General features: G+C 74.9%; 2 protein-coding genes (1 of these 2 cut by a window edge). Both read right to left on the reverse strand.

The features are described 5' to 3' along the window. On the reverse strand, positions 1–6477 hold the full coding sequence (locus ACGFI1_RS23685) for an SDR family NAD(P)-dependent oxidoreductase (protein WP_392787897.1): 6477 nt from the start codon (positions 6475–6477) through the stop codon (positions 1–3). Continuing rightward, positions 6477–17275: the 3' portion of a type I polyketide synthase gene (locus ACGFI1_RS23690; protein ID WP_392787900.1), read on the reverse strand. 21349 nt of this gene lie beyond the right edge of the window; the window shows 10799 of its 32148 coding nt (coding positions 21350–32148); the start codon falls outside the window, past its right edge — the gene reads right to left on this strand; it ends in the stop codon at positions 6477–6479. The genes ACGFI1_RS23685 and ACGFI1_RS23690 overlap by 1 nt, the downstream gene beginning before the upstream one ends.

Below are 17275 nucleotides of genomic sequence, written 5' to 3' on the forward strand. Positions count from 1 at the left end.
TCACTTCCCCTTCTCGTCCAGCGCCAGGTCGAGGAGCCCTTCCAGGTCCAGGTCCGCGAGTCCGCCCGCGCGCGCGTCCGGGTCCGGTGCCCGCTCGCCGGCCTCCGCGCCCCCGGACGGTCCCGCGCCGGGCGCGGCGGAGGCGGGGCGCAGCAGGCCGAGGATGTGCCGGCCCAGCTCGCGGGGCGTCGGGTAGCTGAACACGAGGGTGGACGGGAGGCGCAGCCCGGTCGAGGACGCGACGCGGTTGCACAGCTCGACGGAGGTCAGCGAGTCGAATCCGAGGTGGGTGAACGCCCGGTCCGCGTCGACGCTCGTGCCGGAGGTGTGGCCGAGCACGATGGCGGTCTGCTCGCGGACCCAGTCGAGGAGGGCCGCCTCCGCCTCGCCGTCCGCCAGTGCGGCCAACCGGGCGGTCAGGCCGCGCGGGCCCTCGCCGGTCCGGCCCGTCCGGCCGCGGGACGGGCGGCCGCCGTGGACCAGGTCGCGCAGGACGGGGGGCAGTTCGCCGCGGGCCGCGCCGCGCAGCGCGCCGAGGTCCACCCGGGCCGGGATGAGGAGGGGCCCGCCGTGGTCGCACGCCGCGTCGAACAGGGCCAGCGCCTCGGACGCGGGCATCTCGACGGCGCCCAGCCGCCGCAGGCGTGCGAGGCGGGCCTCGTCCAGGCCGGCGGTCATGCCGCCGCGCCGCTCCCACCAGCCCCAGCTCAGCGAGGTGCAGGCCAGGCCGGACGCCCTGCGCCGCGCCGCCAGGCCGTCCAGGAAGGTGTTGGCCGCGGCGTAGTTCGCCTGGCCGCCCGCTCCGAGCGCGCCCGCGAGGGCGGAGAACAGGATGAACGCCGACAGAGCGTGGCCCTTGGTCAGCTCGTGCAGGTTGATCGCGCCGCCGACCTTGGCGCGCAGCGCGTGGTCGAGGTCCTCGGCGGTCAGCGACTCGACCGTGCCGTCCGCGACCGCGCCCGCCGCGTGCACGACCGCCGTGAGCGGATACCGCGCCGGCATGTCCGCGATCAGGTCGGCGACGGCGGCCCGGTCCGCGACGTCGCAGGCCACGACCGTGACGGCCGCGCCCGCCGCCTCCAGGTCCGTGACGAGCTCGCGGACGCCGCCGGCCGCCGTCCCCCGGCGGCTCGCGAGCACCAGGCTCCGCACGCCGTGCTCGGCGGCGAGGTGCCGGGCGACGAGCGAGCCCACTCCCCCGGTCCCGCCCGTGACCAGCACGGTCCCGCCGCCGAAGCCGCCGCCCACGTCGAGGACCAGCTTGCCGACGTGGCGGCCCTGGCTCATCTCGCGGAACGCCTTGCGCGCGTCGCGGACGTCCCGGACCGAAACGGGGTTGAGGCGCAGGCTCCCGGCGGCGAACAGGTCCATGACCGCGCGGGTCATCTCCTGGAGCAGCTCGGGGCCCGCCGATCCGTAGACGTCGAAGGCGCGGTAGTCGACGCCGGGGTGGTCGGCCGCCACGCGCCGGGGATCGCGGATGTCGGTCTTGCCCATTTCGAGGAAGTGCCCGCCCTCGGGGAGCAGCCGGAGGGAGGCGTCGACGAACGCGTGGGCGAGGGAGTTGAGGACGACGTCCACCCCGCGCCCGCCCGTGGCCTCCAGGAACTCGTCCGCGAACGCCAGGTCCCGCGACGACGCCAGGTGCTCGTCGTCCAGTCCCAGGGCGCGCAGGACGGGCCACTTGGCCGGGCTCGCGGTCGCGTAGACCTCGGCTCCGGCGTGCTGCGCCAGTTGGACGGCGGCCATCCCGACGCCGCTCGCCGCGGCGTGGATGAGGATCCGCCGCCCCTTCTGGAGCTTGATCAGGTGGAAGAGCGCGTAGTAGGCGGTCAGGAAGGCGGTCGGCACGGACGCCGCCTCGGCGTGGCTCCAGTTGTCGGGGAAGGGCGTGAGCAGGCGGTGGTCCGCCACCGCCACCCGGCCGAAGGCGCCGTGGAGCGCGCCCGTCACGCGGTCGCCGGGTGCCAGCCCGGTGACGTCGTCCGCGACGTCCAGGACCACCCCGGCGCCCTCGCTCCCTATCTCGGCGTCGAAGGCGGTTCTGTCCACCAGCCCGAGGGCGATCGTGACGTCCCGGAAGTTGAGCCCCGCGGCGTGCACGGCGACGCGGACCTGGCCGCTCGCCAGGGGCGCCTCCACCTCCGGGCAGGGGATCCAGGTCAGGTTCTCCAGCGTCCCCCTGTCCGGGATGCCCAGCCGGTGCGCGCCGGCCGCCGGAGCCGCGAGCCGGTGGTCCGGGAGCGAGGCCGGCGCCATGCGCGGCACGAGGTGCGCGCCGCCGCGCAGCGCCAGCTGGTCCTCACCGATGGCCGGGATGCCCGGGAGAAGCGCGAAGGACGCCTCCTCGTCGTCGACGTCCACCAGCCGGAACCTGCCGGGGTGCTCGGCCTGGGCGGACCGGACCAGGCCCCAAACGGACGCGCCGGGGAGGCTTTCGACGCGTTCCCCGCTCCCGGTGCCGACGGCGAGGCGGGTGAGGAACACCAGCGTGGATCCGGCGAACCGCTCCTCGGCGAGGAACCGCCGGATCCAGCCCAGCACGCGCGTGTCCGCGTCGGCGACCTCGGCGGGCACGTCCGGTCCGGCGGTGAGGAGGTCGTCCAGGCAGAGGACGAGGTGCCGGACGGGCTCGGCCGCGAGGGCGTCGTCCATGGACTCGTGGAGCGGGACGTTCTCCTCGCTCGCCCCGACGAGGCGGGCGGCCAGGCCGTCCTTCGCTCCGAGAACCCCCCACCGCCCGTGCCGGGTGGCCCGCTCGTCGCGCTGGAGCGGCCGCCATCGGAGTTCGTACAGCGATCGTTCGTGGGCGGCCCGTGCCGAGCGCAGCTGCTCGGCGCCCGCCGGCCGGAACGTCAGGGCGGCGACGCGCGCGGCCTCCCTGCCCTGCTCGTCGGCGATCACCACGGACACGGCGCCCTCGCCCGCCGGGGTGATCCTGACCCGCGCGCTGGAGCCGCACTCCCGGATCGGTTCCACCCCGGCCCACGAGAACGGCATCCAGCCCCGGCCGCCGTCCGGGTCGATGGCGCCGCTGACCGCCACCGCGTGCAGCGCCGCGTCGATCAGCGCCGGGTGCAGCGCGTATCCGCTGCTCGGCGGGCCGCCGTCCGCCGGTTCGGGCAGCGTCGCCAGGACGTGGAGATCGTCGCCGTGCCGCCACACTTCGCGCAGCCCGCGGAACGCGGGGCCGTAGTCGAACCCCGTGTCCGCGAGGTTCTCGTAGAGACCGTCGACGTCGACGCGCGCCGCCCCGGCGGGCGGCCACGCGGCGGGTGACGGGGCGTCGTCCGGCCGCGCGGCGGTCGTCGGTGCCAGGCGGCCCGTGGCGTGCCGGGTCCAGCCGCCCATGGTCGGGCCGTCCCCAGTGGGGCGGGAGTACACCTCCAAGGTGCGGTGCTGCGTCTCGTCCGCCGCCCCGGCCACGACCCGTACCTGCACGTCGCCCTCGTCGGGGACGATCAGGGGGACCTCCAGGAAGAGTTCCTCGATCGCGGGACATCCGACGGCGTCCCCCACCGACAACGCCAGGTCCAGGTAGGCCGTGGCCGGTACGACGACCGCGCCGAACACGGCGTGGTCGGCCAGCCAGTCGTGGGCCTCCAGGGACCACCTGCCGGTGAACACCACCTCGCCGGTGCCGGGATGGTCCACCATCGCGCCGAGCAGCGGGTGCCCCGGGGCCGCGAGACCGGCGGACGCCGTGTCCGCCGGGCCGGTGCCCGCCGAGGCGTCCAGCCAGTACCGCTCCCTCTCGAACGCGTACGTCGGGAGGTCCACCCGGCGGCGCGCGCCGAACAGCGCGTCCCAGTCCACGGCGCCGCCCCCGGCGTGCAGCCGGGCCAGCGCGGCGACCAGCGCCTCCACCGCCCCCCGGTCCCGCCGCGACGCCGACAGGACGAGCGCGTCGTCCACGCCCGCCGTGTCGAAGGACTCCGTGGTGATGCTCGCGAGCGTCGATCCCGGGCCCAGTTCGAGGAAGACGCGCGCGCCGGCCGCGCGGGCGTGCTCCACCGCGTCGTGGAAGCGCACGGGTTCGCGGACGTGCCGCACCCAGTGCCCGGCGGACGCCAGCTCCCGGGGTTCGGCCGCGCGGCCCAGCCGGGTCGAGACGACCGGGATCGCCATCTCGCCCGCGGGCAGGTCGCCGATCGCCCCCGCGAACTCGTCCAGGATCGGGTCCATGAGCGGCGAGTGGAACGCGTGGTCGACGTCGAGCGGCTTCACCGCCGTGCCCCCGGCGGCAAGCCGCTCCTTGAGGTCGCGCACTTCGTCGCGGAGGCCCGAGACGACGACCGACTCCGGACCGTTGACGGCGGCGAGGCCGACGCGCTCGTACTCGCCGAGCACGGAGAGGACGTCGGTCTCCGAGGCGCGGACGGCCAGCATGGCGCCGCGCTCGCCGACCGTCTGCATGACCCGGCCGCGAGCGGCCACGAGCCTCGTCGCGGAGTCCAGGTCGAGGACTCCGGACACGTGCGCGGCCGCGATCTCGCCCACGGAGTGCCCGATCAGATAATCCGGGCGCGGCACATACCGCGTCAGGAGCCGGTAGAGGGCGACCTGCAGCGCGAACAGCGCGGGCTGCGCGACATCGGTCCGCTCGCGGTCCGCGGGATCCTCGGCGAGGAGCAGGGGCCGCAGGGCGAAGGGCAGGTGCGCGTCGAAGTGCCCGCAGGTCTCGTCGAGGCTCTGCGCGAAGGCGGGGAACGCGTCGTACAGCCGTCCCGCCGCACCCGCCCACCGCGCCCCCTGCCCCGGGAACATGAACGCGGAGTCACCGGGCTTTCCTGCGATGCCGCGCAGCACCGCTGCGGACTCGCCGCCTTCGCTCAACGCCGCCAGCCCGCTGAGCAGTTCGTCCCGGTCGCGTCCCAGCACCACCGCGCGATGTTCGAGCCGCGCCCTGCCCGAGACCAGCGACCAGCCGGTGTCCGCGAGGTCCAGGCCCGGGTCGGCGGCGGCGAAATCGCGGAGCCTCTCCGCCTGCGCCCGCAGCGCCTTCTCCGAGCGCGCCGACACGGCCCACGGCACCAGCCCGCCCGGAAGGGGACCGGCGGCGGGCTCGGCCTCCGCCGCCTCCTCCTCGGGCGCCTGCTCGATGATCACGTGCGCGTTGGTGCCGCTCACACCGAACGACGACACCCCGGCCCGGCGCGGCCGGTCGCCGGTCTCCGGCCACGGCCGCGCCTCCGCGAGCGGCTCCACCGCGCCCGCCGACCAGTCCACGTGCCGGGTCGGCTCGTCCATGTGCAGCGTCTTGGGCAGGACGCCGTGCCGCATGGCCATGACCATCTTGATGACACCGGCCGCGCCCGCCGCGCACTGCGGGTGGCCGAGGTTGGACTTCACCGCCCCCACCCACAGCGGCCGGTCCCGGGGCCGGTCCCCGCCGTAGACGGCGATCAGCGCCTGCGCCTCGATCGGGTCGCCCAGCGCGGTGCCCGTGCCGTGCGCCTCGACGGCGTCCACCTGGTCGCCCGCCAGCATCGCGTCCGCCAGGGCCTGCCGGATGACGCGCTGCTGGGAGGGGCCGTTCGGCGCGGTCAGGCCGTTGGACGCGCCGTCCTGGTTGACCGCCGAGCCGCGGACGACCGCCAGCACCCGGTGGCCGTTCTTCCGCGCGTCGGAGAGGCGTTCCAGGAGCAGCAGGCCCGCGCCCTCACCCCAGGCCGTGCCGTCGGCGGCGGACGCGAACGGTTTGCAGCGGCCGTCCGGGGCCAGCCCGCGCTGCCGGCTGAACTCGATGAACGCGCCCGGCTTCGCCATGACCGTCACGCCGCCCGCCAGCGCCAGCGAGCATTCGCCGCCGCGCAGTGCCCGGACCGCCAGGTGCAGGGTCACCAGCGACGACGAGCACGCCGTGTCGACCGTGACGGCCGGCCCTTCGAACCCCCACACGTAGGAGATGCGCCCGGAGGCGACCGCGGTCGAAGTGCCCGTCCCCAGGTAGCCTTCGAGCGCTTCCGGCGCCTCGTGGATCGGCAGCCCGTAGTCCTGGTGCGCGATCCCCACGAAGACGCCCGTGCGGCTGCCGCGCAGCGCCGTCGGGTCGATGCCGGCCCGCTCGATCGCCTCCCACGACGTCTCCAGCAGGAGGCGCTGCTGCGGGTCGACCGCCATCGCCTCGCGCGGGCTGATCTCGAAGAAGCCCGGGTCGAACTCGTCCGCGTCGTACACGAAGCCGCCCTCGCGCACGTACGACCTGCCGTGGACGCCCGGCTCCGGCGAGTACAGCTCGTCGACGTCCCAGCCGCGGTCGCGCGGGAACTCCGCGATGGCGTCCCGGCCCGCGGCGACCAGCTCCCACAGCTCCTCCGGCGAGCGCACGCCGCCCGGGTAGCGGCAGCTCATGCCGATGATCGCGATCGGCTCGCGCTGCGCCGCGGACAGCTCGGCGGTCAGCCGGCGCAGCCGCTCGGTCTCCTTCAGAGACGCGCGCAACGCCTCGACGACGGCATCGTTCGGTTCGGCCATCATGACCTCCGCGTCTCGTCGGGTTCGTCGTTCTTCATCGCCATGCGCACCAGGTCGTCCACGCCCATCTCGTCCAGCGACGGACCGCCGCCGTTCTCCGGCCCGGGACCCGCGCCGGCCGGTTCGGCGCCGCCGGGCGCCGGGCGGCCCGCCAGGGTCAGCAGCGGCTCCAGCAGCCCGGCCTCGCGCAGCCGCGCGGGCGGGATCGACAGCATCAGGTTCCGCAGCCCGGCGTCGTCCATGTCCGCGCCCGTCCCGCCGGGTGCGGCGCCGCCATTGCGGGCCGCCCGCTCGGGGAACAGCTCCGCCCGCAGGTACCGCGCCGCGGCGACCGGCGTCGGGTAGTCGAACAGCAGCGTGACGGGCAGCCGCAGGCCGGTCGCGCGCCGCAGCCGGTTCCGCAGCTCCACGGCGGTCAGCGAGTCGAATCCGACGAGGTTGAACGCCCGCTCGGCACCGATCGCGTCCGGGCCGTGCAGTCCGAGGACCGCCGCCGCGTGCGCGCGGACGGTGTCCAGCAGGGCGTTCTCCAGCTTCCCGTCCGGCAGCTCCTTCAGCCGGGCGACCAGGTCGCCGTCCGCCGCGCCGTCCGCGTCACCGCCGGCGGCGTGCCCGGCCGCGGGCGCGGCGAGATCGGGGAGGTCGGCGATGAGCCTGCTGGGACGTCCCGCGGTGAACGCGGGCGCGAAGTCCGCCCAATCCACGCGCGCCACCGTCACCTGCGCCTCCTCCCGGTCCAGCGCGGCGGCCAGCGCCGCCAGCGCGGTCTCGGGCTCCATCGGGGGCAGCCCCCGCTGGCGCAGGCGCTCCTCCACCTCGCCGGTCACCAGGCCGCCGCCGCCCCACGAGCCCCAGGCCACGGCGGTCGCGGGCAGTCCGGCCGCCTGCCGCGCCTGGGCCAGCGCGTCGAGGAAGGCGTTCGCGGCGGCGTACCCGCCCTGCCCGCCGCTGCCGAGGACGCCGGCGGCCGAGGAGAACAGGACGAACGCCTCCAGGTCCAGCCCGGCGGTGAGTTCGTGCAGCGCCGCGGCGGCGGCCACCTTGGGCCGCAGGACCCGCTCCAGCCGGTCCGCGGTGGCGGACTCGACCAGCCCGTCCTCCAGCACTCCGGCGCCGTGGAACACCGCCGTCAGCGGGTACTCCTCCGGAACCGAGGCCAGCACCTCCCGCAACGCGTCCCGGTCTGCGGCGTCGGCCGCGGCCACGGTCACGCGCGTCCCGAGCTCCGCCAGTTCCGCCGTCAGCTCCGCGATCCCCGGCGTGTCCGTGCCGCGCCTGCCGACCAGCAGGAGATGCGGTGCTCCGGCGCGGGCGAGCCAGCGGCAGACGTGCAATCCGACCGCGCCCGCGCCGCCGGTCACCAGGACCGTGCCCCGCGGATGCCAGTCCCGCGCCGGTGCGTCGCCCAGCGGTGCCCGCTCCAGGCGCCGGCCGAACGCTCCCGAAGCGCGCACCGCCACCTGGTCCTCGCCATGGCCTCCGCCCGCACCGTCGGCGCCCTCCGCGCGGCCGGCGCCGGCGAGGACCCCTGCCAGCAGTTCGGCGGCGCGGCCGTCCAGCCGGGCGGGCACGTCCACGAGACCGCCCCACCGCTCGGGGCGTTCCAGCGCCGCCACCCGGCCGAGACCCCAGATCTGGGCCTGCAGCGGGTTCGCGACGGCGTCGGCGTTCCCGGTGGTCACCGCCTCGCTCGTCAGGCACCACAGCCGGGCCTCGACGCCCGCGTCGTCCAGCGCCTGCACCAGGGCGACCGTGCCCATGAGGCCGTCGGAGACCGGCTCGTGTGCGGCGTCCAGGCCGTCATCGGCGAGGGCGAGGAGCGACAGCGCTCCGGAGAGGCGGCCGGCGACCCCGCTCTCGGCGAGCGCGACGGCGAGCCGGTCGCCGAGAGCGGCGCGGTCCCGCAGATCGGCCGGTGCGACGTCCACGCGGACCACCTCGGCCCGGTGTCGCCGCAGCGCGTCGAGCACCGTGTCCGCGAGGGGGGCCTTAGCGGCCGCCTCGGGGACGACCACGAGCCAGGCGCTTCCCTCCAGGCCCGGTGCCCCGGCGGTCTCGATACCGGACAGCGGCTTCCACGTCGTGCGGTAGCGCCAGCTCTCCATGACCGCCTGCTCCCGCCGACGGCGCCGCCAGGACGACAGGGCCGACAGCACCGCAGGCACGGCGGAGTCTGCGGCGTCGCGTTCGCCGGACGGGTCGTCCAGGCCCAGCGTGCCGATCACGGCGTCCAGGTCCTCGCGTTCGACGGCTTCCCAGAACTCGGCCTCGGCGGGGTCGGTGGAAGCGCCGGTCGGGCGGTCGGTACCGGGCCTGCCGGAGTCCAGCAGCCAGTAGTTCTGGTGCTGGAAGGGGTAGGTGGGCAGCTCGGCGCGGGCGGGCGGGGCGGCCGGATAGAAGTCCGCCCAGCGCGGAGCGGCGGCGTGGGTGTGGACGGTGGCCAGGGAGGTCAGCAGGCGCTGCCACGTGCCGTCTTCCCTGCGCAGGGTGCCGGTGATGGCGACCTCGCCGCTGCCCTCGTGGTCCTCGGAGGTCTCCTGCAGGGCGCTGGTGAGCACGGGGTGGGGGCTGACCTCGACGAAGACGGTGTGCCCGTCGTCGAGCAGGGCGCGGGCGGCCGCCTGGAAGTCGACGGTGGCCGCTAGGTTCTCGTACCAGTAGCCGGCGTCCATCGCGGTGGTGTCGGCCATCGGCCCGCAGGCGCGGCCGGCGACGGTGGAGTAGAACGCGACGGCGGCCGGGCGCGGCCGGACGGGCGCAAGCAGCTCCAGCAGCTCGTCGCGCAGGCCCTCCACGTGCGAGGAGTGGGCGGCGAAGTCCACTCCCGGCACTTCCCAGCGCATCATCCGGGCGGCGGAGAGCGCGGTGTTGAACTCGGCCACCGCCGCCGCGGAGCCCGACACGGTGACGGTCGCCGGGCCGTTCACGGCCGCGACCGCCAGGCCGCCGTCCAAGTCGGCCAGCATCTCCCGCACCCGGTCGGCTGGTGCGAGGACGGTCAGCATCCGGCCGTCGCCGCGGATCTTCAGCAGGGCCCGGCTGCGGAGAGCGACGAGCCGCGCCGCGTCCTCAAGCGACAGCGCGCCGGCGATGTGGGCGGCGGCGATCTCGCCCTGCGAGTGGCCCACCACGGCGTCCGGCGTGACGCCCAGGTGCTCCCACATGCGCGCCAGGGAGATCATCATCGCCCACAGGGCGGGCTGGACGACGTCCACCCGGTCCAGGCTCGGAGCACCCTCCACCTGGCCGAGGACGTCGATCAGGTTCCAGCCGGTGAACGGCTCCAGCGCCCCCGCGCAGGCGGTGAGGTGCTCGGCGAACACCGGCGAGGAGCGCATCAACTCCACGCCCATGCCGACCCACTGCGACCCCTGCCCGGGGAAGACGAAGGCGGTCCTGCCGGGCCGGGGCGGCGCCGCGCCGGTGACCACGCGGGCGGAGGGCGTCCCGGCGGCGAGCGCGGCGAGACCGTCCCGGAAGTCGGCGGGCTCCCGGCCGATCAGCACCGCCCGGTGCTCGAACACCGAGCGGCCCGCGGCAAGCGCGTGCCCGATCTCGGCGGGCGTCGCCTCCGGACTGCGGTCGAGGTGGTCCAGCAGCCGCCGCGCCTGGTCGGCGAGCGCGGCCGGCGACTTCGCCGACACCGGCCAGGGCAGCGTCCCGTCCGTCGCCACCACGGGCTCCGGCAGGCCCGGGGTCGCAGGGTCCTCGTCCTCCGGGGCCTGTTCGACGATGAGGTGCGCGTTGGTGCCGCTGGCGCCGAACGACGAGATCCCGACGCGGCGCGGACGTCCCGTGTCCGGCCACGGGCGGGCCTCCGTCAGCAGTTCCACGGCGCCCGCGGTCCAGTCCACCTGCGGGGTCGGCTCGTCCACGTGGAGCGTCTTCGGCAGGACCGCGTGGCGCAGGGCCATCACCATCTTGATGACGCCGCCCACGCCCGCCGCGGCCTGGGTGTGGCCGATGTTCGACTTCAGCGAGCCGAGCCACAGCGGCCGGTCCCCGGCGCGGTCGCGGCCGTAGGCGGCGATCAGCGCCTGCGCCTCGATCGGGTCGCCGAGCATGGTGCCGGTGCCGTGCGCCTCGACCGCGTCGATCTCGTCGGGCGTGAGGCGGGCGCCGGCCAGGGCCTGCCGGATGACGCGCTCCTGCGAAGGACCGTTCGGGGCGGCCAGGCCGTTGGACGCGCCGTCCTGGTTGACCGCCGAACCGCTCACGACCGCCAGCACCCGGTGGCTGTTCTTCCGCGCGTCGGAGAGGCGTTCCAGCAGCAGGAGGCCGACGCCCTCCCCCCAGCCGGTGCCGTCGGCGGCGGCCGCGAACGCCTTGCACCGCCCGTCGGCGGCCAGACCGCGCTGCTTGCTGAACTCGGTGAAGATGTCGGGCGTCGCCATGACGGTGACACCGCCGGCCAGCGCCAGCGTGCACTCCCCGGAGCGCAGCGACTGCGCGGCCAGGTGGACGGCCACCAGCGAGGAGGAGCAGGCGGTGTCGACCGTCACCGCCGGGCCCTCCAGCCCGAGGGCGTACGCGACCCGGCCGGAGGCGACGCTGCCCGCGCTGCCGTTGCCGATGTAGCCCTGCAGGTCGTCGGGGACGGTGCTGAGGCGGGTGCGGTAGTCGCCGTACATGACGCCGGCGAAGACGCCGGTGGGGGTGGAGTGGAGGGCGGCCGGGTCGATGCCGGCGCGTTCGATGGTCTCCCACGCGACCTCCAGCAGGAGGCGCTGCTGGGGGTCCATGGCGAGGGCCTCGCGGGGGCTGATGCCGAAGAAGGCGGGGTCGAAGGCGTCGGCGTCGTAGAGGAACGCGCCGTGGCGCGTGTAGGACTTGCCGGGCTTGCCCGGCTCGGGGTCGTAGAGCTTCTCGACGTCCCAGCCGCGGGTGGCCGGGAATTCCGCGACGGCGTCCGCCCCGTTCGCCACCAGGGTCCACAGGTCGTCCGCGGAGTACACGCCGCCCGGGTAGCGGCAGCCGATGGCCACGATGGCGATGGGCTCGTCGGCGGCGGTGACCGTCGCGGCCGGGGAGGCGGGCGCCTGCTCGGACGGGAAGAGGGCGGCGTGGAGGTGGACGGCCAGGCGGTGCGGGGTGGGGTGGTCGAAGACGAGGGTCGCGGGGAGGCGGAGACCGGTGGCGGCGTTGAGGCGGTTGCGCAGCTCGACCGCCGTCAGCGAGTCGAACCCGAGGTCCTTGAACGCCTGGTCGGGGTCGACCGCGTCGGCCGTGGCGTGGCCGAGGACGAGGGCGACGTGGGTCCGGACGAGGGCGGCGAGGGTCTCCACGGCGTCCGCGGCGGAGAGGCTGGCCAGCCGGTCGCGGAGGCTACCGGCGTCGGCCGTCGCGGCGGCCGCGGCGGCCTTCCGGACGGGAACGGGGACGAGCCCCTTCAGGACGGCGGGAAGGGTGTCGCTCTCCAGCTCGGAGCGGAGCAGCGCGGGGACGATCTTGACGGGGGCCAGGCATGCGGCGCCCGTGGCGCGGGCGGCTTCGAACAGCCCCGGCCCCTCGTCCGCGGTGATGGGCTCGCCTCCCAGGCGGGTCAGGCGAGCCAGCCGGCCGTCGTCCAGGTGGCCGGTCATGCCGCTGCGGTCGGACCACATTCCCCAGGCCAGGGAGATGGCGGGCAGGCCCTCGGCGCGGCGGTGCTGGGCCAGCGCGTCGAGGAAGGTGTTGGCGGCGGCGTAGTTGCCCTGGCCCGGATTCCCGAGGACGCCCGCCATGGAGGAGAAGAGGACGAAGTCGGTGAGGTTCGCATCGCGGGTGAGTTCGTGCAGGTGCCAGGCGGCGTCGGCCTTGGGGCGGAACACGCGGTCGACCCGGTCGGCGGTCAGGGAGGTGACGGTGCCGTCGTCGAGGACGCCGGCGGCGTGGACCACGCCGGTGAGCGGGTGCTCGTCCGGGACGGCCGCGAGCAGCGCGGCGAGCGCGTCGCGATCGGCGGCGTCGCAGGCGGCGACCGTGACCTCCACACCCAGGTCGGCCAGCTCGGCGGCGAGTTCGGCGGCGCCCGGAGCGTCCAGGCCACGCCGGCTGGTCAGCAGCAGATGCCCGGCCTGCCGGGCCGTCGCGTAGTGGCGGGCGAACAGGGCGCCGAGGGTCCCGGTGCCGCCGGTGATCAGGACCGTGCCCCCGGCGGCCGGGTCCGGTGCGGCCGTGCCCTCGTCCAGCGGGGTCTCCCGCACGAGCCGGGGGACGTAGAGCCGTGGCTCGTCACCGCCGCGCAGCGCCAGTTGCGGCTCGTCACTCGCGAGCACCGCCCGGAACGCCTCCGGGAGGACGCGGTCCTCGTCCTCCAGGTCGATCACGGTGAAGCGGCCGGGGTTCTCGCTCTGCGCCGTGCGGATCAGCCCCCAGGCCGCGGCGTCCGCAGGGTTCGGTGACTCGGTGCCGTCATCGACGGCGACCGCCCGCGCGGTGACGAACACGAGCTGGCTATCCGCTGGCCGTTCCTCGGCCAGCCACGACTTGACCGTGTCGAGGGCGTACTGGACGGCCTCCCGCGCGGCGCCGGGGACGTCCTCGGCGGGGCTGGGACGCCCCAGCAGGCCGGTGGCGATGACCAGGTCGGGGACGGGGGCGGTGGCGTCCGCCGACAGCGCCGCCAGATCCAGATGGCTCTCGACCGCGACTCCGTCGGGCAGTGCCGCGACGAGCGCTTCGGGAACGGTGGGGCCCACGAACGCCACGCGACCGGTAATGAGGTCGTCCGTGCCGGGCGTGCGTGTCCAGGCCAGGCGGAACAGGTGGCCGGGCCGCCTCGCCGAGACGGCCTTCGCCAGGTGGTCTGCGGGGATCGGCCGCATGGCCAGCGACGCCACCTCGGCGACGGGCCGCCCGGCCGGATCGGCGAGGCTGACGCGCAGCGTGTCCTCGCCGGAAGGGACGATCCGGACGCGCAGCGCCCGCGCGCCCACCGCGTGAAGCCGGACGTCCGAGCAGGCGAACGGAAGGAGCACCTCGTCCGGGCCCTGCCTGGGGTTGGTGGCGACGATGGCGTGGAGTGCGGTGTCGAAGAGGGCCGGGTGGATGCCGTAGCGGTCGGTGCCGACGATGTCTCCGGCGGGGGCGCTCACCTCGGCGTAGAGGGTGTCACCCTGCCGCCAGGCGGCGGTCAGGCCCTGGAAGGCGGGCCCATAGCGGTATCCGCGTTCGGCGAGGCCGTCGTAGAGGGCGTCGGTGGGCACGGGGGTCGCGCCTGCCGGTGGCCAGACCTCCGGCCCCGCCCAGCCGGCCGTGTCCGGCGGGGCGGCCGGGGCCGCCTCGGAGGCGAGGGCGCCGGTGGCGTGGCGGGTCCAGGCGCCGTCGGCTTCGGCGTCGTCCGGCCGGGAGTGGACGGTGAAGGCCCTGCGTCCGTCGTCGGCCGCCGCCACGCGCACCTGCAAGTGGAGGCCGCCGCTGGCCGGGAGCGTGAGGGGCGCTTCGAGGGCGAGTTCTTCCAGGCGGGGCGCGTCGATGACGCTGCCGGCGTGGAGGGCTAGCTCGATGAACGCGGTGCCGGGCAGAAGCGGGACGTCGTGGACCGCGTGGTCGGCCAGCCACGGATGGCTGCGCGACGACAGGTGCCCGGTGAACAGGTGGCCCTCCCCGTCCGCGAGCGCGACGTCGACACCGAGCAGGCCGTGCTCGGCGGCGTGCAGGCCGAGCGTCTTGGGGTCGGCGGCGATGGTGGGGCCGTCGATCCAGTAGCGCTGGTGCTGGAAGGGGTAGGTGGGCAGGTCGAGGTGCGCGGGATGAGCGCCCGGATAGAAGCCCGCCCACTGGGAGGACGTGGAGGTGTGGGTGAGGACGGTGGCCAGGGAGGTCAGGACGCGCTGCCAGGTGTCCTCGTCGCGGCGCAGGGTGCCGGTGACGGCGACCTCGGTCGTACTCGCGTGATCTTCGGCCGTCTCCTGGAGCGGGTGCGTCAGGACGGGGTGCGGACTGGCCTCGATGAACAGGGTGTGCCCGTCGTCCAGCAGGGCACGGGTGGCCGCCTGGAAGTCGACGGTGGTGGCCAGGTTGTCGTACCAGTACTGGGCGTCCATCACCGTCGTGTCGTCCAGCGCACCGCCGGCGTGAGCGGACACGGTCGAGTAGAACGCCACGCCCGCGTCCTGGGGACGCACCGGAGCCAGCAACTCCAGTAGTTCGTCATGGAGCGGGTGGACGTGCGGCGAATGGGAGGCGTAGTCGACCGGGATCCTCCGGGCGCGGACGCCCTGGGCGTCGCACTGGGCCAGGAGTTCGTCGAGAGCATCACCGTCGCCGGCGACGACGGTGGCCGACGGGCCGTTGACCGTGGCGACGGCCAGCCGTCCTCGCCACTGTTCGATCAGCTCCCCGGCATCGGCCGCGGGGAGGGGCAGGGAGACCATGCCGCCTTGGCCCGCGATGCGGGTGATGGTCTGGGAGCGCAGCGCCACGATGCGGGCGGAGTCTTCCAGGGTGAGGATTCCGGCGATGTGGGCGGCGGCGATCTCGCCTTGGGAGTGGCCCACCACGGCATCGGGGGTGACGCCCAGGTGCTCCCACAGGCAAGCGAGGGAGATCATCAGCGCCCAGAGGGCGGGCTGGACGACGTCCACGCGGTCAAGGTCGGGGGCGTCGTTGGTCTGGGTGAGGACGTCGATCAGGTTCCAGCCGGTGAACGGCTCCAGCGCCTCCGCGCACGCGGTGATGTGCTCGGCGAACATCGGCGAGGAGCGCATCAGCTCCACACCCATGCCGGCCCACTGCGAACCCTGCCCCGGGAAGACGAAGACCGTCCTGCCCGGCTCAGTCGCTGCGGTGCCTGTGACCAGGTGCGGTGAGGGTTCACCGTCGGCCAGCGCCGCGAGCGCACCTTGGAAGTCGGCGGGCTCCCGGCCGATCAGCACCGCCCGGTGGTCGAACGCCGAACGTCCAGTCGCCAGGACGTGACCGATCCGCGCGGGCGCCGCCTCCGGGCTGCGGTCGAGGTGGTCCAGCAGCCGCCGCGCCTGCTCTCTCAGTGCGGTCTCGGACTTCGCCGAGAGCGGCCACGGCAGTGTCCCGTCCGTGGCGACGGCGGGCTCCGGAGCGTCATGATCGGGGTCGTCGCCGTCTTCCGGGGCCTGCTCGATGATGAGGTGCGCGTTTGTGCCGCTGATGCCGAAGGAGGAGACAGCGGCCCGGCGGGGACGTCCGGTGTCCGGCCAGGGCTGCTGCTCGGTCAGCAGCTCGACGGTGCCCGAGGTCCAGTCGACGTGGGGTGTCGGCTCGTCGACGTTCAGGGTCTTCGGCAGCACGCCGTGGCGCAGGGCCATCACGGTCTTGATCACGCCGGAGACGCCGGCGGCGGCCATGGTGTGGCCGATGTTCGACTTCAACGACCCCAGCCACAACGGCCGGTCTGCCGGGCGTCCTTGGCCGTAGGTCGCGATGAGGGCCTGCGCCTCGATCGGGTCGCCGAGTGTCGTCCCTGTGCCGTGGGCCTCGACCGCGTCGACCTCGTCCGCTTGGACGTGTGCGTTGGCCAGCGCCTGCCTGATCACACGCTCCTGCGAAGGACCGTTAGGGGCGGTCAGGCCGTTGGACGCACCGTCCTGGTTGACCGCCGAGCCACGGACGACAGCCAGCACATGGTGGCCATTGCGTTGCGCGTCCGACAGCCGCTCCAGGATGAGGACACCGACGCCTTCACCCCATCCGGTGCCATCGGCGGATGCCGCGAACGCCTTGATCCGGCCGTCGGCCGCCAGACCGCGTTGCCGGCTGAACTCGGTGAACAGGCTCGGTGTGGCCATCACCGACACGCCGGCGGACACCGCGAGGGTGCACTCCCCCTGACGCAGCGCCTGCGTGGCCTGGTGCAGCGCGACCAGGGACGACGAGCACGCGGTGTCGATGGTGATCGCCGGGCCTTCCAGCCCGAGGAAGTACGCCAGCCGACCGGAGATCACGCTGGTCGTCCTGCCGATCAGCACGTGCCCGTCGAATCCAGCGGTGTCGTGCGCCGAGCCGTAGTCCTGCGACACGGCGCCGACGAAGACGCCCGTCGAGCTGCCGCGCAGCGTGGCCGGGTCGATGCCCGCGCGTTCGAACGCCTCCCACGCGGTCTCCAGCAGCAGGCGCTGCTGCGGATCCATCGCGGTCGCTTCACGCGGACTGATCCCAAAGAACCCCGCGTCGAACTCGCCCGCGTCGTACAGGAACCCGCCCTCGCGGGCATAGGTCTTGCCTGGACGTCCTGGATCCGGGTCGTAAAGCCCGTCAACGTCCCAGCCACGATCGGTCGGCATCCCCGAGATCGCCTCACTGCCGGACGCGACCAGCTCCCAAAGCTCCTCGGGCGACCGGACACCTCCCGGCAGGCGGCACCCGATGCCCACCACGGCGACCGGCTCGTCCAACGCCGCCGCCACGGCCACGGGCTCGACGGCAGGCACCGCCTCACCGAGCAGTTCACGGCGCACATAGCGCGCCAGCGCGGCCGGGGTGGGGTGGTCGAAGACGGCCGTGGCGGACAGGCGTCGGCCGATCGCCGCGCTCAGCCGGTTGCGCAACTCCACCGCCGACAGCGAGTCGAAACCCAGCTCCTTGAACTTGGCGTCCGGACGGACCGCCTCCGGCGTCGCATGCCCCAGCACCGTCGCCGCATGAGCCCGCACCAACTCCAAAAGCTCACGCTCGACATCGGCCGCCGACATCCCCGCGAACCGCTCACCGCCCGCCGCCGGACCACCCGTGGCAGCAGTACGCCGGACGGCACGCGGACGCACCAGCGCACCGAGCACCGCAGGCACATCCCCACCCTGCGCCAACCGCGCGACATCCAGCCGCGCAGGAACGACCGCCG

It is taken from the genome of Actinomadura geliboluensis, from assembly GCF_043197915.1.
GTDB classification, from domain to species: Bacteria; Actinomycetota; Actinomycetes; order Streptosporangiales; family Streptosporangiaceae; genus Spirillospora; species Spirillospora geliboluensis.

Coding starts and splice junctions, on each gene's coding strand:
- ACGFI1_RS23685 (WP_392787897.1), bottom strand. CDS start 6,477: ATGGCCGAACCGAACGATGCCGTCGTCGAGGCGTTGCGCGCGTCTCTG.